Source organism: Bradyrhizobium zhengyangense (genome assembly GCF_022012555.1).
In the GTDB taxonomy this organism is placed as follows: domain Bacteria; phylum Pseudomonadota; class Alphaproteobacteria; order Rhizobiales; family Xanthobacteraceae; genus Bradyrhizobium; species Bradyrhizobium zhengyangense.
Window position 1 is genome coordinate 863,731 of sequence record NZ_JAKLTZ010000002.1, and the last position, 19,447, is coordinate 883,177.

Here is a 19,447-nt window from a genome sequence, read left to right on the forward strand (position 1 = left end):
CTCAAATGACGATCCTTGTCAGCGGCAGTGCCGGCCACCTCGGCGAAGCCATTCTCCGGACGCTCCGGCGTCGCGGGTCGCCTGCGCGCGGGCTCGATCTGAAGCCGTCGCCCTTCACCGATGCCGTGGGCTCGATCGTTGATCCCACCTTCGTCCGGGCGCAGATGGACGGTGTCACGGCCGTGATCCACACCGCGACGCTGCACAAGCCGCATGTGGCGACCCACAGCAAGCAGGCGTTTGTCGACACCAACGTCACCGGGACGCTCAATCTGCTCGAGGCGGCGCTGGCTGCCGGCGTGAACAGTTTTGTCTTCACCAGCACCACCAGCGCGTTCGGCGCGCAGCTCCGGCCCGAGGCGGGACAGGCGGCAGTGTGGGTGACCGAAGAGCTGGCGTCGGTGCCCAAGAACATCTACGGCACCACAAAGCTGATGGCGGAGAATCTGTGCGAGCTGTTCTTTCGCGAGCGGGGCGTGCCGGTCGTCATCTTGCGGACCTCGCGGTTCTTTCCGGAGGATGATGACGATCCCGCCATGCGGTCGGCCTACGCGCTGGACAACGCGCAAGCCAACGAGCTGCTCCATCGACGGCTTGATATAGCGGACGCGGTCAGCGCCCATCTGCTCGCCGTCGCGCGCGCGCCCGAGATTGGCTTCGGCCGTTACATCGTATCCGCGACCAGCCCGTTCGCGCAGCATCACCTCGCCGCGCTCGCCCGCAATGCTGCCGGTATCGTGCGCGAGCTCTACCCTGAATGCGCCGACCTCTATGCCGCGCGCGGTTGGCGGCTCTTCCCCGAGATCGACCGCGTCTATGTCAACGAGCGCGCACGGCGCGAGCTCGGATGGCATCCCGAGTTCGATTTCGCCCATGTGCTGCGCAGCCTTGGCGCTGGCTCGGATTTCCGCAGTGCCCTGGCGCGCGAGGTGGGGTCGAAGGGCTATCACGACACACCGTTTGACGACGGGCCGTACCCGGTCACCCCTTAGTTACCCCTTTTGTCAAATTGCACGATCTTTCAAACGTGTGGCCGGTGCCGCCGCGCGCGATCCGCACCTCGCCGTTCTACTGTGCATGGGGTTGTTTTCACGCTCTTGTATCGGCCGGCTTCCTCCTGCTGCTCGTAAATGAGGCGGCGCCATCCCGATTCCGCGTTGCAGCGAGAACGTTGTCGTCGCCGCTTGCGACGATGTGAGATGATCCGTCTCAATTTTGATTGAGCGCAACTGCCGCGCACGCGACGCGCTTCTCACCGCCCGCAGATGTGCTAACCTTTTTGCGTCTGCCTCTCGGGCAGACTTCGAACTTCGCCTACTCACACAGCAAAACAAAGAACGTGCAGCCCCGACGGCTGCCTTAGGGGAGTGACGCGATGAAATCGATCATCCATCGATCCGTGTTGGCGCTTGCAGCGGTTGCCCTTCTTGCCGGGACCAGCGTTGTCAGTGCACAACAACAGCAGGACAAGAACCGTGCGTTGAAGAAGTACGAATCCGGCACCAAGGAATTCTGGACACATCCGCCGGATGACTGGTTCCTTGGCGATGAGACCGAAGCGCAGAAGGGCCTCGCGCCGCCCTCGGGTCCGCCGACCGGCGCCTCCGATGCCGAGCTCGCCAACATCATCAAGAAGGTGAAGCTGCCGCCGGGCTTCAAGATGGAGGTCTACGCCTCAGGCGTGCTGGCCGCGCGGCAGATGGCCTGGGGTGACAAGGGTACGCTGTTCGTCGGCTCGTTCGGCCTCGGCAACGTCTATGCCATCAAGGACAATGGCGGGAAGAAAGAGGTCAAGACCATTCTCAAGGGGCTGAACATGCCCACGGGTCTGGCTGTGAAGGATGGCGCGCTCTACGTCATCGCGGTCGACAAGCTGATCCGCTACGACGACATCGAAAACAAGCTCGACAATCCCGGTGAGGGCAAGGTCGTCTATGACGACATGCCGTCCTACGCCGCGCATGGTTGGAAATATCTCGCCGCCGACAAGGACGGCTGGTTCTACATTCCGTTCGGACCGCCCTTCAACGTCGGCATTCCCCCGACCAGCGTTTCGCAGATCCGGCGCGTCGATCCCAAGACCGGCAACGCCGAAGTCTATGCGCTCGGCGTTCGCAACTCGGTCGGTGGCGACGTCGATCCGCGCACCGGCAAGTACTGGTTCACCGAGAACGCTCGCGATTGGGTCAGCGATGACCTGCCCTCAGACAAGCTGAACATGATCAGCAAGCTCGGCGAGCATTTCGGCTATCCCTACTGCCACCAGGGCGATCTTCCCGATCCGAAGTTCGCAATGGGCCACAAATGCTCCGAGTTCACGCCGCCCGTGCTGAACCTCGGCGCGCATGTCGCTCCGCTCGGCATGAAGTTCTATACCGGCGACCAGTTCCCCGCCGAGTACAAGAACAACATCCTGATCGCCGAGCACGGCTCCTGGAATCGTCACAAGTACCAGGGCGGCCGCATCATGCGCGTGATCGTCGGGCCCGACGGCAAGAACCCCAAGCAGGAGGTGTTCGCCTCCGGCTGGATCGAGGGTGACCAGGGCTATCTCGGCCGTCCCGATGACATCGTTCTCGCCAAGGACGGCTCGATCCTCGTCGCCGACGACTGGGCCGGCGCGATCTACCGCATCAGCTACAGCAAGAAGTAGCGCGATCTGACCAGGAGGCTGCGGTGGCCGAGAGGCACCGCAGCCTCTTTCATTTGCAAGCGTCAATGTCGTTCCGGATTGTGCGCCTCTTGCGCGCAAGTCCGGAACCCATCACCCCGACCCGTGGTTATGGATTCTCAGATGCGCAATTGCGCATCATAGCTCGTGCTCCGCACGCCCCCGAATGACGAGTTCGATAGATCGGAATTCCCACCATGCGCCGGCAGTTCATCTCGCACGCAATCAGCGCGGCTGCGCTCCTCGCGCTCGGCGCGCTCTCCGCCAGCGCCGCCGACAACGCCGCCGTCCAGGAGAAGGCTGCCGTCTGCTCCGGCTGTCACGGCGAGAACGGCATCTCGCAGACCGAGAACATCCCCTCGCTGGCCGGCCAGCCCGATCAGTTCCTGCAATGGCAGCTCGTGTTCTTCCGCGCCGGCTCGCGCAAGAACGAGCAGATGCAGCCGATCGCCGAAGAGATCACCAATGAGGACGTCCGCAGTCTCGGCGCCTATTTCGCGGCGATGACGCCGCCGAAGCCCGCCGAGGACGGGGATCCGGATCTGTCGAAGAAAGGCGCGCAGGTTGCCGTCGGCCGCCGCTGCGCCTCATGTCACACCGATAGCTTTACCGGCACCAAGGCCGTCGCGCGGCTCGCAGGTCAGCGCGAGGAATATCTGGTCAAGGCGCTGCACGACTACAAAGCGGGCCAGCGCGTCGGCGGCGGCGTCGCCGCGATGGCTGACGTCGCCTATCACATGAGCGATGAGGAAATCACGGCGGTGGCGCACTATCTGGCGTATTTCAAATAGCGCTACCTACCCCGCCCGCTGCTTCTCATACGCCTTCAGATGCGTATACGCGATGCGCAGCTTCGGCACCGGCACCTTGGCCGCGTCGGCGCGCGCGATGAGGTCGCCGATCACGTGATCGGCTTCGACAGGCAAACCCGCGTTGATGTCGCGGAACATCGAGGCCGTCATCGGCGAGCCCTCGGTGGTCAGGTTGCCCTTCACGCGATCGAAGAACGGACCGCCCGGCGGATAGCCGGATGCAGTCGCGATCGCGCTGGTCTCGTCGAGCATGCCGAGCAGAAAGTCGCGGCCGCCGGGCGCGGCGAGAATGTTGCCGACGGACGTGCGCATCAGGCTGGTGGAAGCCGCGAGCGAAGACAGGAACACCCACTTCTCCCACATGTCCTGCATGATGTTCTGGCTGGCCGTGGCACCCTTGATGCCGCTCTTGAAGGCTTCGTCGATCGCCTTGACGCGATCCGACATCGTGCCGTCTCGCTCACCGTAATTGATCGACTGCATTGGCTGGAGCTGCACCACTTCGCGCTTCTCGTTCAAGGTTGCGGCGATGGCACAGAGACCGCCGAGCACGCGCTCCTTGCCGAAGACGGCATCGAGCGTGTCGAGATGTTTCATGCCGTTGAGCATCGGGATGATCGCGGTGTCAGGCCCGACCGCCGGTGCAAACGACTTGATGGCATCGTCGAGATCGAACGCCTTGCAGCTGAGCAGCACGACATCGAACTTGTCCCTGATGGCGTCGGCCTGAACGGTCGGCGGATTCTTCAATGTCACATCGCCATTCGGACTCCTGATGACGAGGCCCGCGCTCGCAAGCTCGCTGGCGCGCTTGGCGCGGACCAGGAAGGTGACGTCGCGGCCGGCCTGCAACAGCCTGCCACCAAAATAGCCTCCGATGGCGCCGGCGCCGACCACGAGGATACGCATGGGAAAGTCCTTATTGTTGTTTCTTCCGTTGTCCCGGAGCATGCCAGAACGACCTCAAGGAGACCACCCGGTTTCTGGAGGATGCCGGATCACATCCCAAGCACCATCTCCTCGACCTCGCGCAGCTGTTCCTTGCCGAAGAACATCTCATTGCCGACGAAAAAGGTCGGCGAGCCGAAGGCGCCGCGGGCAACCGCCTCCTCCGTGTTCTTGATCAGCTTGCCCTTCACCTCGGGCTCCTGGGCGCGTGCGAACAGCTTTTGGGCATCAAGGCCTGAAGACGCCAGCGCCTTCGCCGCGGTTTCGGGGTCATCCATCTTCTTCGGCTCGCGCCACATGTGGTGGAAGGCGGCATCGACATATTTTTCGAACACGCCCTCGAGCTGCGCCGCGATCGCAGTGCGCATCAGGTTCAGCGTGTTGACGGGAAAGTGTGGATTCCAGACATAGGGCTGAATCTTGAAGCGCTTGAGGAAGCGTTCGGTCTCGACCTGCTGGAATTCGCGCTTGTTCTTGATGCCGGCCAGCGTCTCGGCAGGCGACTTGTTGTTGGTCGACTTGAAGATGCCGCCGAGCAGGATCGGCACATATTCGAATTTGACGCCGATCCGCTGTTCGATCGCCGGGATCGCGAGATGGCTGAGATAGGCGTTCGGGCTGCCGAAATCGAACAGGAATTGCGGAGCTGTGCGGGTCAAATTCGTTCTCCCTGACGTCACTTTTGGCCCATTGTGGCGCAGGGTGCGCCACAGGTCCACCGTTTAATGATGGTCATAATATCTTGATGATCAGACCATGCGTCGGATCGCCTGCTTGCGCCACACCAGGATGTAATAGCCCATCTGCAAGAGGAACATGGTGCAGAACACGATCGGATAGGCGGCCCATACGCCTTGGAGGCCGATCGCGCGGCTGAGGATCACCGCCGACGGCAGCTCGATCGCGACGATGGCAAAGATCGACAGCAGCATCGGCGTCAGCGCCACACCGGCAGCACGCATCGCGCCGGAGAACGTGGTCGCAAGGCCGAACGGCACCGAGCTCCACAAGGCGACGAAGAGCAGCCCCTTCGCCAAATCGAGCACGGTGCCGTCGGTGATGAAAATGCCGAGCACGGCGCGCGGCACCATATAGATCAACGCCACCAGCCCGCCGGTCAGAACGAGATTGAACGCAAGACCGGTGCGGACGATGCCGTCGAGCCGCGCCCGGTCGCCGCCGCCGACGGCCTGCGCGCCGAGGATCGAGACCGCGATCGAAATCGACATCGCCGTGAACTGCGTGTAGCCCATCACTTGATTGACGGCACCATAAGCAGCTGTCGCATCAGATCCAAAGCTGTTGACGAGGCCGAGCAAGACCAGCTCGGCGATCGCCATCACGACCATACCGACCGCACTGGGCAATCCAATGCCGAGGATTTGCCCGATCACGGCGCGGTTGAGCCTGATATGGCGCAGCAGTGCGGCATCAGGCGCGAGCGCGTGCTTCCTCCGCAGCAGGTAGGCGCCGAGCGCGAGCAGCGTCACGGCATTGCAGATCGCACCCGCCCAGGCCGGGCTGGTGATGCCGAGCGCCGGCAGGCCGAAGGCGCCGTGGATCAGCATCGGTGTCAGGATCAAGCCGATCGTGGTCGACAACGCCAGCGCCAGCAGCGGTGTCACGGCATCACCGACGCCGCGGATCATCGCCGTCATCAGCAGGAAGGTGAAGCCGAGCGGCATCGTCAGCAGCATGATGCGCGCATAAGCGCTGGCAGGAGCGAGAATATCCGCAGGCGTTGCGAGCGCCAGCATCAATTGCCGGCTGAAGAGGCCGCCGATCAGCGCCACCGAAATCGAGAGCAGCAGGCCGACCGCGAGCGTCGTGCCTGCGACAATCTTGATCCTGTCGTGCTTGCCCGCGCCGAAGGCCTGGCCGATCAGCACGGTGGCGCCCGTGCTCAGGCCCATGACGAAGGCGAACAGGAAGAAGAACACCGGAAAGAACGTCGAGACCGCTGCGAGTGCGTCAACGCCCATCATCTGGCCGAGATAGACGTTGCTGACGGTGCCGAACAGCGATTGCAACGCGTTCCCCAGCATCAACGGCGCGAGGAAGCGCAGGAAGTTTTTCCAGAGAGGCGCTGGGACGGACATGAGTTTGCCTTTCATCATGGCGAGCAAAGCCGTTGCCGCGCATGGCGCGGCTCGGCCGTTGATGGGGTGGTTGGAGAACGGTGCGCGGCTTAGGCGCGGTCGCCGTAGGCGAGCTTGACGATGTGGTCGCGGATGTCGGCCGGCCAGTCGGCAATCAGTTCGGTGAAGCGCCGCCGGTCATCTGCGAACAGTGCGCGCGACGCTTCCTCGAACTGTGCGAGATTGCCGGCCATGGTCGACATGAAGTGATAGGCGGCATCGCGCGCCTGCCGCTCGCGGTCCTTGTCGCCGCTCGCGCGCCTGGCTTCCTCGACGAGTTTTCGCAACGCGACCGATGCGCCGCCGGGCTGTGCATTGAGCCATTCCCAATGTCGCGGCAGCAGCGTCACCTCGCGCGCGACCACGCCGAGCTTCGGCCGGCCGCGCCCGCGCGGCTCGGCCGGTGCGGAGGCTTCCTCGATCGGCGGCGGGATCTGCTTGGCCAGCCGCGCCAACACCTCGCGATCCCCGCCGCGCAGATCGAAGTCGATCGATCGCCCCGTGGCGTCCGAGAAGATGATGATGGCCTCGTCCGGCCGCGGCGCGACCCGCTTGACGACCAGCGCGACCTCTCCAGCCAGCCCGGACACCAGGCGACGCTGCCCCTGGAAGGCGGTGAAAATCTTCTGCATTGAAATCATTGCCATATTGACCATGTTGGCGCCTTAATACCCGGGTAAATAGCTGTCGTCAATATACCCGGGTGAAAATATCGGACCAGTCGGCTCGACATTGTCTTCCCGGGCTGGCAGGTACACGGCCGACCGATCACCCGCTCCTTAAGGATTTCGCGATGCTGACCGTCCACCACCTCAACAATTCGCGCTCGCAGCGGGTGCTGTGGCTGCTCGAAGAGTTGGACGTGCCCTACGAGATCGTGCGCTATCAACGTCAGCCTGACATGCGCGCGCCGAAGGAGTTGCGTGCGATCCATCCGCTCGGCAAGTCGCCCGTCATCACCGACAACGGCAACACCATCGCCGAGTCAGGTGCGATCATCGAATATCTCGTCGCGACCTACGGCAATGGCCGGCTGATCCCCCCGCCAAACACGCCGGAGCGGCTGCGCTTTACCTACTGGCTGCATTACGCGGAAGGCTCTGCGATGACGCCGCTGCTGCTCAAACTGCTGTTCACGCTGATGCCGAAGCGCGCACCCGCGCTGCTGCGTCCGCTGGTACGCAAAGTCTCGAACCAGGCGCTGACCGCGCTGGTCAATCCGCAGCTCAAGCAGCACATGGATTATTGGGAAGGCGAGCTTGCGAAGAGCGAATGGTTCGCCGGCAACGAATTCACTGCCGCCGACATTCAAATGAGCTTTCCGCTGGAAGCCGCGCAAGCGCGCGGCGGGCTCGAACAGGGCCATCCCAAGGCGATGGCGTTCCTCGAGCGCATCCACGCGCGGCCGGCCTATGCGCGAGCCCTCGAGAAGGGCGGGCCGTATCAGGTGGGGCGGTAAATTTCCTCACCGCCCCGCCATGATCTGTCAGTTCGCGTGCAGCACGCGCCCGCGTGTCTCCGGCAATGCGAACGCCGCGATGAAGAACAGCGCGTAAGCCACCACCGCGAAGATCGCGATCGCATTGGCCAGCGATGTTGACGCCGACAGCGCGCCGACGAGGAACGGAAACAGCGCGCCGATACCGCGGCCGAAATTGTAGCAAAAGCCCTGGCCCGAGCCGCGCAGCCGCGTCGGATAAAGCTCGGTCAGGAACGCGCCGACACCGGAGAAATAGCCCGAGGCGAAGAAGCCGAGCGGAAAGCCGAGCACCCACAGGATCTCGTTGGTGAGCGGCAGCTGCGTGTAGAGCAGCACCACGGCCATCGCGCCGATCGAGAAGATCAGGAACAGATTGCGCCGTCCGATTCGGTCGGCAAGCCAGGCTCCGGTGAGATAGCCGATGAACGAGCCAATGATCAGCGTCGAGAGATAGCCGGTCGAACCGACAACCGACAGATGCCGCTCCTTGGTCAGGAACTGCGGCACCCAGAAGGTGATGGCGTAATAACCGCCCTGGCAGCCTGTTGCCATCAGGGATGCCAGCACCGTCGTCTTGACGATCGGGAACGTGAAGATTTCCCAGAGTTTCGGATGACTGCCCGTCTCAGCGTGCCTGGCACGCGCCTCTGCCGCGATTTCCGGCTCCGTAACGGAGCGGCGGATGTAGAACACCAGCAAAGCCGGCAAGGCGCCGATCACGAACATCCAGCGCCACGCTGTCTCCGCCGGCATCAACGAAAACAGGATCGCCTGGGACAGCACCGCAAGACCCCAGCCGACGGCCCAGCCCGATTGCACCGAGCCGACCGCGCGGCCGCGATATTGCGGACGGATCGCTTCGCCCATCAGCACGGCGCCCGCGGCCCATTCGCCGCCGAAGCCGAGGCCGAGCACGGCGCGTGCGATCAGGAGCTGCTCGAAATTCTGCACGACTGCGCAAACCAGCGAGAACACCGAGAACCAGATGATGGTGATCTGGAGCGTCTTGACCCGGCCGATATGGTCGGAGAGATAGCCGCCGAGCCAGCCGCCGATAGCGGAGGCGAGCAGCGTCACCGTGCCGGCAAGACCGGCCGAGGCTGCATCAACCTTCCACAGCGCGATGATCGTGCCGATCACCAGCGGGTAGATCATGAAGTCCATGCCGTCGAGCGCCCAGCCGGCCGCGCAGGCCCAGAAGGTTCGGCGCTCGGCGACGTTCATGTCGCGATAGAAAGCGAGAAGGCTGGTGTCCTCGATCTCAGCACGTTCGATGCGCTGGAGCGGATCGGCTGTCGTCATGTGCGTTCCCCGGCAAATTCTTGTGGCTCGCCGGTGGTAGCACGCGCGGCGGTCGGCGCAAGCCGGCGCGCGCCCTCTTGCCCTGCAGCGTCAGGGTTACTGTCCAGCCGCCTCCGCCCCACGCGTTCGCGGATCGGGCGCTCCGAGGGGGCCGTTCGGCGTCACGGCAATCGAATTGGCCGACGTCTGTCCCATCGGCTCGACGATCAGATGGTCCATTGCCTTCAGCTCGAACAGCACGTCGTCGGGAAAGCCGCGCTCGACGCGCACTTCATCCGGGAGCCATTGATGATGCAGTCGCGGCGCAGCCACGGCGGCCGCGACATCCATCTTGTAGTCGAGCACATCAACGATCACCTGGAGCACGGTCGAGATGATGCGGCTGCCGCCGGGCGAGCCCGTCACCAACACCGGCTTGCCGTCCTTCAGGACGATGGTCGGCGACATCGAGGACAGCGGCCGCTTGCCGGGCCCGGGTAGATTGGCCTCATAGCCGACGAGACCGTAGGCATTGGAGGCGCCGACGGCAGCCGTGAAATCGTCGAGCTCGTTGTTGAGCAGCACGCCGGTGCCGTCGGCAACGAGGCCGACGCCGTAGCTGAAGTTCAGCGTGTAGGTGTTGCTGACGGCGTTGCCGCGGCTGTCGACGACAGAGTAGTGAGTGGTGTTGCTGCCTTCGCGCGGCGCGGGCAGAGCGGAAACGATCTGCTTCGACGGCGTGGCGCGATCAGCGGATATGCTTGCGCGCAGCTTGGCGGCGTAGTCTTTCGCAATGAGCGTATCGATCGGTGCGTTGACAAAGGCCGGATCGCCGAGATAGCGCGCACGGTCCGCGTAGGCGCGCTTCATGGCCTCGATCAGGAGATGCAGCGATGCCGGCGAACCCTGCTTCAGATCAGCCAGCTGGAAGCCTTCGAGAATGTTGAGCGTCTCGACCAGTACCACTCCGCCGGAGGACGGCAGTGGCATCGAAACGATGTCGTAGCCTCGGTAAGTGCCGTGCACCGGAGTGCGGATCACCGGTTGATAGGCCTTCAAATCGGCCGGCGTCATGATGCCGCCGGCATCGGAGACGGCCTTGGCGATCTTCTCCGCCACCGGGCCTTCATAGAATCCGCGTGGGCCTTGCGCCGCGACACTCGCCAGCGTGTCGGCGAGGTCGCGCTGCACCAGCCTGTCGCCTTCGCCAAGCGGCGTGCCATCAGCCTTTGCGAAAATCCTGGCTGAAGATGGAAAGCGTGCCAATCGCGGATACCAACCCGGCAGCGTATCGGCGATGTCGTCGGTGACGATGAATCCATCGCGGGCGAGTGCGATCGCGGGTTCGAGCAATTGTGCGAGCGTGAATTGTCCGGAGCCGTATTTTTCGAGTGCAAGCGCCAGGCCTGCGACGGTGCCTGGCACGCCGGTGCCGAGTCCGGAATCGCGCGACTTGGCGGCATCGGGCTTGCCGTCGGGGCCGAGGAAAACTTGCGCCGTCGTCGCCGCAGGTGCGGTCTCGCGATAGTCGATTGCGACGTCCTCATTGCGTTCGGCGGAATGGATCACCATGAAGCCGCCACCGCCGATATTGCCGGCGCGCGGATAGGTTACCGCCATCGCAAAGCCGGTTGCGACGGCTGCGTCGACGGCATTGCCGCCGCGCCGCAAGATGTCGGCGCCGACTTGCGCCGATATCTTCTCTTGCGCCACCACCATGCCATGCTCGGCGGGGACGGCGTGAACGGTGTCGAGCGCGGGCGGCACATAAGCCCGCCGCGCATCCTGAGCGGTTGCCGACGCGAGGCCAAACGCCAGAGTGGCGATCAGTGCGAAAAAAGCACGCCGTGTCGAAAATGACGCCATCATCAAATTTCCGCCAAGCCTTCAGGCCAATTCAAACGCGTCGCAACAATGCTATAGGGTTTGCGCCAAGACAGGCAAAACTGTTTGTGATGAGGATTGCGTGATGACGACGATCGCCCCGGCTGCGCGCTTGGCCGGCGCCCCGCGGACTTATCCGCCGCGCGCCGCCGTCATCAGCTGGATCTTCTTCGATTGGGCCGCGCAGCCCTATTTCACGCTGATCACGACCTTCGTGTTCGCGCCCTATTTTGCCACCAGCATCGCACCGGATCCCGCCACAGGGCAGTCGTTGTGGGGGTTTGCGATGGCAGCAGCTGGCATGGCGATTGCGCTGTTGTCCCCGGTACTTGGCGCCATCGCCGATGCTTCGGGCCGCCGCAAGCCGTGGATCGCTGCGTTCGGCGCAGTGCTGGTGGTGGCTTCGTGTACGCTGTGGATCGGCAAGCCCGGCGATCATGCCATCATTCCGCCGTTGCTGATTGCGGTTGCGCTCGCCAGCGTCGGTGCCGAGTTCGCGACCGTCTTCAACAATGCGATGATGCCGACGCTGGTGCCGCCCGAGCGCATCGGCCGGCTCTCTGGCACCGGTTGGGCCACGGGTTACATCGGCGGCATCGTCAGCCTGATCATCGTGCTCGGCTTCTTCGCCGCCAATCCCGAGACCGGTCGCACGCTGCTTGGCTTCACGCCGCTGTTCGGGCTCGATCCCGTCACCCACGAAGGCGATCGCGCTGCGGGACCATTGACCGGACTTTGGTTCATCGTCTTCGTGACGCCGATGTTCCTGTTCACGCCGGATTATCCGGCAAAGCGTCCGGTCCGCGAGGCGCTGCACGAAGGACTGGCTGATCTGAAGCAATCGCTGAAGGATCTGCCGCAGCAGAAATCGCTTGCCGCGTTTCTGCTGGCCAACATGATCTACACGGATGGGCTTGTTTCGCTGTTCGCCTTCGGCGGCATCTATGCGGCCGGCACCTTCGGCTGGCACACAATCCAGATCGGCACGTTCGGCATCATCCTCGCCATCGCCGGCACCTTTGGCGCCTGGCTTGGCGGCAAGCTCGATGATTACCTCGGTCCGAAGCGCGTTATCGCGGGGAGCATGCTGATCCTGCTGCTATCGGTGGCGGCGATCCTGCTGGTCGACAAGGACAGCGTGTTGTTCGTCAAGGTCGCGCCGCCGGTGCCGGGCGGGCCACTGTTCGGCGCTGCCGCGGAGCGTGCCTATATCGTGCTCGGCTGCCTGATTGGCGCCGCCGGCGGTCCGCTTCAGGCGGCGTCACGCACGCTGCTCATCCGCCTCGCGCCAAAGGATTGCATCGCGCAGTATTTTGGCCTGTTCGCGCTGACCGGGAAGGTGACGTCCTTCATCGGCCCGCTGCTGATCGGCGTGATCACCGCGGTCACCGCGAGCCAGAAGGCCGGCATGGCCGTGCTCGTCGTGTTTTTCGTGACGGGGTTTGCGCTGTTGATGCGGGTGCGGGAATAGCATCTCCACCGTCATTCCGGGACATCGCGGAGCGATGAACCCGGAATCTAGAGGTTGTCGAGCGAGATTCCGGGTTCGCGCTGTGCGCGCCCCGGAATGACGGCAAACTCAGTGCCTGAAGTGCCTTGTCCCCGTGAACACCATGGCGATGCCGTGCTCGTCGGCAGCCCTGATCACCTCGTCGTCGCGCATCGAGCCGCCGGGCTGCACCACGGCGGTGGCGCCGGCTTCGATGCAGGCGAGCATGCCGTCCGCGAACGGGAAGAACGCATCCGACGCCACGACAGAACCCTTGGTCAGCGGCTCCGCGAGCCTCAGCTCGTTTGCCGCGTCCTGTGCCTTGCGCGCCGCGATCCGCGCTGAATCCACGCGGCTCATCTGGCCCGCGCCGATGCCGACGGTGGCGAGATCCTTGGCGTAGATGATGGTGTTGGACTTGACGTGCTTTGCCACGCGGAACGCGAATTTCAGGTCGCGCATTTCAGCATCATCAGGCGCGCGCTTGGTGACGACCTTGAATGTCATGTCGTCGACCACGGCATTGTCGCGGCTCTGCACCAGAAGGCCGCCCGCCACCGTCTTTGCGGTCAGGCCCGGCGCACGCGGATCGGGCAGGCTGCCGGCGAGCAGCAGGCGGAGATTCTTGCGGGCGCCGATGATGGAGATCGCTTCCTCGCTCGCGTCGGGTGCGATGATCACCTCGGTGAAGATCTTCGTGATCTCACGTGCGGTATCGGCATCGAGCGGCCGGTTCATCGCGATGATACCGCCGAAGGCGGAGGTGGAATCGCAGGCCAGCGCCTTGCGATAGGCCTCGACCAGATTCGTGCCTTCGGCGACGCCGCAAGGGTTCGCGTGCTTGACGATCACACAGGCGGCGGTGCGCCTCGCATCGAACTCGCCGATGCATTCGTAGGCCGCATCGGTGTCGTTGATGTTGTTATAGGAGAGCTCCTTGCCCTGGAGCTGCCGTGCGGTCGAAACGCCCGGACGCTTGTCGGGCGTGGCGTAGAACGCCGCGGTCTGGTGCGGGTTCTCGCCATAGCGCAGCGACTGGATCAGTCTGCCGCCGAAGGCGCGGAAGTCGGGTGCGTCGATCTCGAGCTGCCGGTTGAACCAGTTCGAGATCGCGGCGTCATAGGCTGCGGTGCGTGCATAGGCCTTGGCGGCAAGCCGCCGGCGCAGCTTCAGCGTGGTCGCGCCGTTGTTGGCGGCGAGCTCGTCGAGCACGGCCTTGTAGTCGTCGGCCTCAACCACGACAGCAACGTCGTCATGGTTCTTCGCCGCGGCGCGGATCATCGCGGGGCCGCCGATGTCGATATTCTCGATGCAGTCCTCAAAGCCCGCGCCTTTGTCGACGGTCGCTTCGAACGGATAAAGATTGACGACGAGGAGGTCGATCGGCGCGATGCCGTGCGCCCTCATCGCCTCCGTGTGCTCCTTGTTATCGCGGATCGCGAGCAGGCCGCCATGCACCTTCGGGTGCAGCGTCTTGACGCGGCCGTCCATCATCTCAGGGAAGCCGGTCAGCTCCGAAACGTCCTTCACCTTGAGGCCGGCCGCGGCGATCGCCTTCGCGGTGCCGCCGGTGGAGACCAGCTCGACATCATGCGCGGCAAGCGCCTTGGCGAACTCGATCAGGCCTGATTTGTCGGAGACGGAGAGAAGCGCGCGGGTAACGCGGCGGGGATGGTCAGTCATGAGCAAGATCCTCTGTTCAGGGAGTGTCTATGCCCAGGCGCGCGGCGGATATGTGTCGCGCTTCCCGATGGTGCTCCATCCAAGGTCGCCAGTCGCGCGAACGAGCGCTCGATAGCAGCTTTCAGCCGATTTCACAACGACGAGATAGGGCCGGATCACGCCTGTTTACAGCGGAAGTTCCGGCTCGCGCCGCGCATTGCGGCGGGCGTTGGTGACCGCCGGCGAGGCGGTGGAACGCACAAAGCTCCAGCGGATCGAGGGTGCCTGGCGCGCATCCTGGCGGATCACGATCTGGGCGGTGCGGCGGGGGCCGTCATTGCCGGCCAGGAACACGCTGTCCTCGAGGTCGACCTTGTCATCGAGGGCCTCGAAGGTCCAGACGTCGCGGTTCGGCAGCACCAGCATCACGCCGCGCGCATCCGACAGCCGGCTCGCCTTCACTGCCGGATGCAGATGGAAGCGCAGCGCGAAATCGGCATCGGTGCCCTTGAGCCGCGCCCCTTGCGGCGGCGACAGCGAGTCCTCGCCGTCGATCCGTGCGCCGTCATTGGCGACCATCAGCACGCGGCGATGGATCACGCCGAACTTGGCGAGATAGCCGTCATGTGAGGTCGTCAGCAGCGTGCCGCCCTCGACCACCTCGCGATAGCTCTCGACCTCATGAGGACCGCTGATGATCGGTGCACCGTGCAGCAGCCGCTTCATCGCCGACATCTCGACGAACTGGCAGGACGAGGTGTCGTCATAGGTCAGCGTCGAATGCGCCGCGGTGCTGCGCGCGAACGGCCGCCAATTGTCGCGGCCCGTGGTCGGCATGCCGCAATTGGTGACGATACGGCTGATCCCGGAGGACAGCTCGAACGACAGGCAGCCGGCATGCGCGTCATGGCTGACGCCGGGCGGCGGCGGCGGGCCGGTGTCGATGATCACGGTGGTCGGCCCGGCGTCGAGGCGCTGGAAGCCGGTATGCGGCATGTTCGCCATCGGCGCGCCATGTGCATCGTCATAGGCAAGCAGCGTCGCGAGCAGGTCCGATGACGTCGCGCTCATGCCGTTGAACAAAGCGAAATTGCCGTCGCCGTGGCGGAAGAAGCGCAGCATCGGCATCATGCGGTCGATCGCATTGAGCAGCGCGGGCGGCGGCGCGATGTTGCGCGCGGCAAAGGTCTGCCGCAGCGGCAACAGGTCGATCAAGAGCTCGATCAGCGCACCGGGATTGCGCGAGATGTGGCCGCCGTCGGGGAGAATCTGCCGCTGCAATTCCTCGGAGAGCTTTTTCGAGGCGCTGCGGATATGGCGCGCCTGGTTGGCGAGGCAGAGCGTGGTGTAGCACAGCGCGATCTGCACCTGGAGCTTCGGCACCCCGTCGGGGATGTTGACCATGGTGAAGCGCAGGAAGCGGATTTCGCGCGCGAGTGCGCGCAGGTAACGGCGGTAGAATTTGTTGTCGGTGTCGTTGAGCACCAGCGGTGCTTGCGACAGCAGCGAGATCACGCGTCGCGCCAGCACGTCGGCGCGGCGCGCCAAGGGGCGGCGCTTGTTGGCGGGGTTGCTGATCCAGTCCTCGACCAGCGCGCGCGCATTCGCCCGGGTCAGCGCGGTGTCGGCGGCGCGCAGGTGCCGCAGCCAGCCGAAGCCGAGCAGCGCGACCTCCCAATCCTCCGACGGCGGATCGAGATCGAAGATCGAGCGGCCATGGCAGTTGACGATCTTGCCGGCGAAGACGAAGCGGCCGGCATAGATCTCGGCGGCGCGCGTCGCATCCGCGGTGCGCAAATCATGCGGCGCGATGATCAACCGATCGGTCCGGCCCGGCCAGACCCTCGACAGCGCAACGGAACCGCCGCTCGCGCGCGCGAGCATGTTCCGCGCGAAGCGGTTCATGACCAGCGTCGAGATACGTCTGCGTTGAGCGACCGACACGCCTTGCCTTGAAGGGGGAGAGGATTCCGACGAATCCTTATTAATCCCAAAATCGGACGACCGACACCACCTTGAAAGGCCTCGAATCAGGGTGGCGGTAGCAAAATCCGGTGCAAAATCAGGATTTAACGAGCCGAGCCGCAAAAAATCCGTCGAGCCCGCCGAGCTTCGGGTCGGCATGCGGCAAGTGGCTCGGCAGGGTCCGGAGATCGCCGTCGGCCGTGATGATCTCGCTGAGCCCGGAGACCTCGCTGGCGTCGATCGGAACACGGCGCAATGCAGGCTCCGCGGCCAGCAACGTGGCCACGGCTTGCTCGCCTTCTTCGGGTTCCAGCGAACAGGTGCAATAGACCAGCGTTCCGCCCGGCTTGAGCAGCGAGACGGATTTCTGCAGCAGCCGCTGCTGGAGAATGGTCATCGCGGCGACGTCGGACTCCTGCCGCAGCCAGGCGACGTCAGGATGCCGGCGGATCGTCCCTGTCGAGGTGCAGGGCGCATCGACCAGGATTCCGTCGAAGCCGTCCGCCGGCCCCGTCCATTCCACGGCGTCAGCAACGACAGTCTCGGCCTGAAGCGACAGGCGGTTCAGATTTTCGCGCAGGCGCGCCACCCGGGCGGGCGAGCGGTCGAGCGCGGTGACGCGAGCGCCCGATAGCGCCAGCTGTGCGGTCTTGCCGCCGGGCGCCGCACAGAGGTCGGCGACGGATTTGCCCTTGATATCGCCGAACAGCCGGACCGGCAGCGCGGCGGCTGCGTCCTGTACCCACCATTGTCCTTCGGCGAAACCCGGCAGCATGGTCACCGAGCCGTGCAGCAACGTGCGCACTGAGCCGGTCGGCAGCACTTCACCATGCAGACGGCTCGCCCATTGCGCGGCGTCGGACTTCACCGTCAGGTCGAGCGACGGTTCGTGGCCGAGCGCGAGCGCCATGTCCCGCGCGGTCGCCTCGCCGTAATGTGCACTCCAGCGCGCCAGCAACCAGGGCGGCAGGTCGAGCGATTGCGATGCGACCTCCTCGACCAGCGCCTGGCCCTCGCGCGCGCAGCGGCGCAGCACCGCGTTGACGAGGCCGGCATAACGCGCGGCGCGCCGGTCGGATTGCACCAGGCGAACCGAGAGATCGACCGCGGCGTGATCGGGCACGTCCATCCAGAGAATCTGGGCGGCGCCAATCAGCAGAGCGCTTTGCGCGCGCGGTGCGTCGGAGGGAATGCCCTTGTCGAGCAGGCGCGAGAGCACGTGGCCGAGCGTGCCGAGACGGCGCAAAATGGTTGCGACCAGACGCCGCATCAGTGCGCGGTCGCGGTCAGCGAGCGTCTTCAGTCCGGGATGGGCACCAGAGCCGTCGAGCTGGTCATCGAGCGTGCGGTGCTTGTGCAGGACGCCGTCGACGATATCGGCAGCGATCCGCCGCGCCGCAAGACCGGGCACTTCGGACGGAGGGGCAAAACGTTGAGATGGCATGCGGACGTAAGGTTCTGAGCGAGGCGGCAGTTCCGCCGTTATGGGCGCATGCCTTGAGAACACATTCTTTGGCATGCGAATATGCCAAATGTAAGAATGCCTCTGGCGATTTCAGCCCTTAGCTGCCATTTCAGCAATGCGCTATTGGACGTCGCGCGCGTGACGATCCTGCGCTAGGACCCCGAACGATGAACGACCAACCTCCCGCCCCCGATCGCAAGCCGTTGCCACCGGCGGCCCAGCGCGCGCTGGCCGAAGCCGAGGCACGCCGGCGGGCCGCGGCCGCGCATGCTGAAGCGGCGCCGAAGGAGTTACAGGGACCGAAAGGACCTGAGCCCACGCGCTTTGGTGATTGGGAGCGCAAAGGTATCGCCTCGGACTTTTGACGCTCTCTTGCGGGCTCCGCCGACTCAGCCCTAGCCTGCGCGGATGTCGCGCTTCGACCCCGGTCATCCATATCGTCCATCCTACAGTGGCTCGCCATTTGGCCGCCGCTTCGCCGGCGTCTTGCCGTGGATGTTCGTGATCGGCGTCGCCGTCGTTGTCGTGCTCACCTTCCGGCACGGGAAGAACTGGCCGGTTCCGCATCCGGCCGATGAGCGCGCGCAGGACGCCGAGATCATCCTGCAGCACTCAGGCAATCCCGATGATCGCCTGCAAGTCGATGTCGTCCGCACCATCGATGGCGACACTTTCCTGGCGCGTGTGCGTCAGCGCGACGGACGCGATCTCGTCGCGCGGATTCGCCTGCGCGGCATCGACGCACCCGAGATGAAGGCATCCTGCCAGGACGAGCTGAACAAGGCCGAAGCGGCCACCGATGCACTGCGCAACTTGCTCGGCCAGGGCGGTGTCACGATCTACAATCTCGGCTCGGAAAAATACGGGCGCGTCCTCGCCGATGTCGGGACCAGGCGCACAGCCAATGTGTCAGCCGCGATGCTCGCGGGTGGCTATGCGCGCAGCTACAATGGCGGCCATCGCGATGGCTGGTGCACGCGCGGCTGGCGCTTCTGGTAACAAAAAAGCCGCGTCTGACGGCGCGGCTTTTTCAATCTCTGTTTTGATCTGTTCGATCAGCGCGTCACGACCACCGTCGTGCCGACCGAGACGCGGCTATAGAGATCGGTGATGTCGTCGTTGAGCATGCGGATGCAGCCATAGGAAACGAAGCCGCCGACCGAGCCCGGCACATTGGTGCCGTGGATGGCATATTCGCCACCGGCCAGCGTCATCGCCGCCACGCCCATCGGGTTGCGCGGCGAGCCGCCCGGGATCACGTCGGGAAGCTGCGGCTTGTCGCGCTTCACTTCGGCGGGCGGCGACCAGGCCGGGTTGCGATACTTGCCATCGATGCGGGTGGTGCCGGCCCACTGCTTGCCTGATTTGCCGACCCCGACGGGGTACCGCACGGCGTGGCCGTCATCGAGGATCAGATAGAGCCGACGCTCGTTGGTTTTGACCACGATGGTGCCGGGCGAATAATTGGCGACGTGCGTTCCAACCATCTCCGGCCGCGCCTCGGCCGCCGTCGACATCAGGGCCCCTGCCCCGACGGTGGCGGCCAGCGCCAGTGCAATCTTCATCGACATCGATTTTCCCCTCAGCCCAAAACGGATCGTCCAAATTCACGCAAAACCGGCAATCGCTGCCTGCCCAGACATTCTTAACCG

Annotated in this window: 17 protein-coding genes and 1 riboswitch; of the genes, 7 read left to right on the top strand and 10 right to left on the bottom strand. The window is 64.4% G+C overall.

All coding sequences use genetic code 11. The features are described 5' to 3' along the window. The first annotated feature begins 5 nt into the window (after positions 1-5). From L6639_RS09320 to L6639_RS09330, 3 genes are all read left to right on the top strand, one after another. A complete protein-coding gene (locus tag L6639_RS09320; protein WP_237861018.1) occupies positions 6-992 on the top strand; it encodes an NAD-dependent epimerase/dehydratase family protein in 987 nt (328 codons plus the stop codon). A gap of 383 nt (positions 993-1,375) precedes the next feature. After that, positions 1,376-2,653: a PQQ-dependent sugar dehydrogenase gene (locus tag L6639_RS09325; protein ID WP_237861021.1), complete on the top strand. Its 1,278-nt coding sequence runs from the start codon at positions 1,376-1,378 to the stop codon at positions 2,651-2,653. Positions 2,654-2,868: 215 nt separating this feature from the next. Continuing rightward, positions 2,869-3,462, top strand: coding sequence for a c-type cytochrome (locus L6639_RS09330; RefSeq protein WP_237861023.1), 594 nt, complete (start codon positions 2,869-2,871; stop codon positions 3,460-3,462). Positions 3,463-3,468: 6 nt separating this feature from the next. Here L6639_RS09330 and panE read toward each other — a convergent pair whose 3' ends face one another. The 4 genes from panE to L6639_RS09350 all read right to left on the bottom strand — a co-directional run bounded on the left by panE (position 3,469) and on the right by L6639_RS09350 (position 7,216). Then, on the bottom strand, positions 3,469-4,392 hold the full coding sequence (gene panE, locus L6639_RS09335; RefSeq protein ID WP_237861024.1) for a 2-dehydropantoate 2-reductase: 924 nt from the start codon (positions 4,390-4,392) through the stop codon (positions 3,469-3,471). 89 nt (positions 4,393-4,481) lie between these two features. After that, positions 4,482-5,090, bottom strand: a complete 609-nt coding sequence (locus L6639_RS09340) for a 2-hydroxychromene-2-carboxylate isomerase (RefSeq protein WP_237861026.1) — start codon at positions 5,088-5,090, stop codon at positions 4,482-4,484. Positions 5,091-5,180: 90 nt separating this feature from the next. Next, a complete protein-coding gene (locus L6639_RS09345; protein WP_237861028.1) occupies positions 5,181-6,530 on the bottom strand; it encodes an MATE family efflux transporter in 1,350 nt (449 codons plus the stop codon). An 89-nt stretch (positions 6,531-6,619) separates the two neighbouring features. Next, positions 6,620-7,216, bottom strand: coding sequence for a DUF2239 family protein (locus L6639_RS09350; protein WP_237861030.1), 597 nt, complete (start codon positions 7,214-7,216; stop codon positions 6,620-6,622). A 146-nt stretch (positions 7,217-7,362) separates the two neighbouring features. Here L6639_RS09350 and L6639_RS09355 point away from each other — a divergent pair, with 146 nt between their 5' ends. Beyond that, the gene (locus L6639_RS09355; protein WP_237861031.1) at positions 7,363-8,028 is read left to right on the top strand and encodes a glutathione S-transferase family protein; all 666 of its coding nucleotides are present in this window, start codon (positions 7,363-7,365) and stop codon (positions 8,026-8,028) included. A 27-nt stretch (positions 8,029-8,055) separates the two neighbouring features. On the opposite strand, the gene L6639_RS09360 is transcribed toward L6639_RS09355, so the two are convergent. After that, complete coding sequence (locus L6639_RS09360; RefSeq protein WP_237861034.1) at positions 8,056-9,351, bottom strand: MFS transporter; 1,296 nt, start codon at positions 9,349-9,351, stop codon at positions 8,056-8,058. Between the two features lie 96 nt (positions 9,352-9,447). After that, entirely contained in the window at positions 9,448-11,199 is a 1,752-nt protein-coding gene (gene ggt / locus L6639_RS09365; protein WP_237861036.1) for a gamma-glutamyltransferase, read from the bottom strand. A gap of 100 nt (positions 11,200-11,299) precedes the next feature. On the opposite strand from ggt, the gene L6639_RS09370 reads away from it, so the two are divergent. Next, on the top strand, positions 11,300-12,685 hold the full coding sequence (locus L6639_RS09370) for an MFS transporter (RefSeq protein WP_237861038.1): 1,386 nt from the start codon (positions 11,300-11,302) through the stop codon (positions 12,683-12,685). Positions 12,686-12,793: 108 nt separating this feature from the next. Here the strand turns inward: L6639_RS09370 and purH are convergent, their stop codons facing one another. The 3 genes from purH to L6639_RS09385 all read right to left on the bottom strand — a co-directional run bounded on the left by purH (position 12,794) and on the right by L6639_RS09385 (position 17,774). Further along, the gene (gene purH, locus L6639_RS09375) at positions 12,794-14,386 is read right to left on the bottom strand and encodes a bifunctional phosphoribosylaminoimidazolecarboxamide formyltransferase/IMP cyclohydrolase (protein ID WP_237861040.1); all 1,593 of its coding nucleotides are present in this window, start codon (positions 14,384-14,386) and stop codon (positions 12,794-12,796) included. A gap of 24 nt (positions 14,387-14,410) precedes the next feature. Then, positions 14,411-14,492, bottom strand: a riboswitch (ZMP/ZTP riboswitch). 59 nt (positions 14,493-14,551) lie between these two features. Beyond that, positions 14,552-16,270, bottom strand: a complete 1,719-nt coding sequence (locus tag L6639_RS09380; protein ID WP_237861042.1) for a heparinase II/III family protein — start codon at positions 16,268-16,270, stop codon at positions 14,552-14,554. A gap of 157 nt (positions 16,271-16,427) precedes the next feature. Continuing rightward, the gene (locus L6639_RS09385) at positions 16,428-17,774 is read right to left on the bottom strand and encodes an RsmB/NOP family class I SAM-dependent RNA methyltransferase (RefSeq protein WP_237861044.1); all 1,347 of its coding nucleotides are present in this window, start codon (positions 17,772-17,774) and stop codon (positions 16,428-16,430) included. Between the two features lie 188 nt (positions 17,775-17,962). On the opposite strand from L6639_RS09385, the gene L6639_RS09390 reads away from it, so the two are divergent. Together L6639_RS09390 and L6639_RS09395 are read left to right on the top strand one after the other, a co-directional pair. Then, a complete protein-coding gene (locus L6639_RS09390) occupies positions 17,963-18,160 on the top strand; it encodes a DUF1674 domain-containing protein (protein WP_237861046.1) in 198 nt (65 codons plus the stop codon). A gap of 43 nt (positions 18,161-18,203) precedes the next feature. Next, on the top strand, positions 18,204-18,794 hold the full coding sequence (locus L6639_RS09395; RefSeq protein ID WP_237861047.1) for a thermonuclease family protein: 591 nt from the start codon (positions 18,204-18,206) through the stop codon (positions 18,792-18,794). A 56-nt stretch (positions 18,795-18,850) separates the two neighbouring features. On the opposite strand, the gene L6639_RS09400 is transcribed toward L6639_RS09395, so the two are convergent. Continuing rightward, positions 18,851-19,366, bottom strand: a complete 516-nt coding sequence (locus L6639_RS09400) for a L,D-transpeptidase (RefSeq protein WP_237861049.1) — start codon at positions 19,364-19,366, stop codon at positions 18,851-18,853. Between the last annotated feature and the right edge of the window lie 81 nt (positions 19,367-19,447).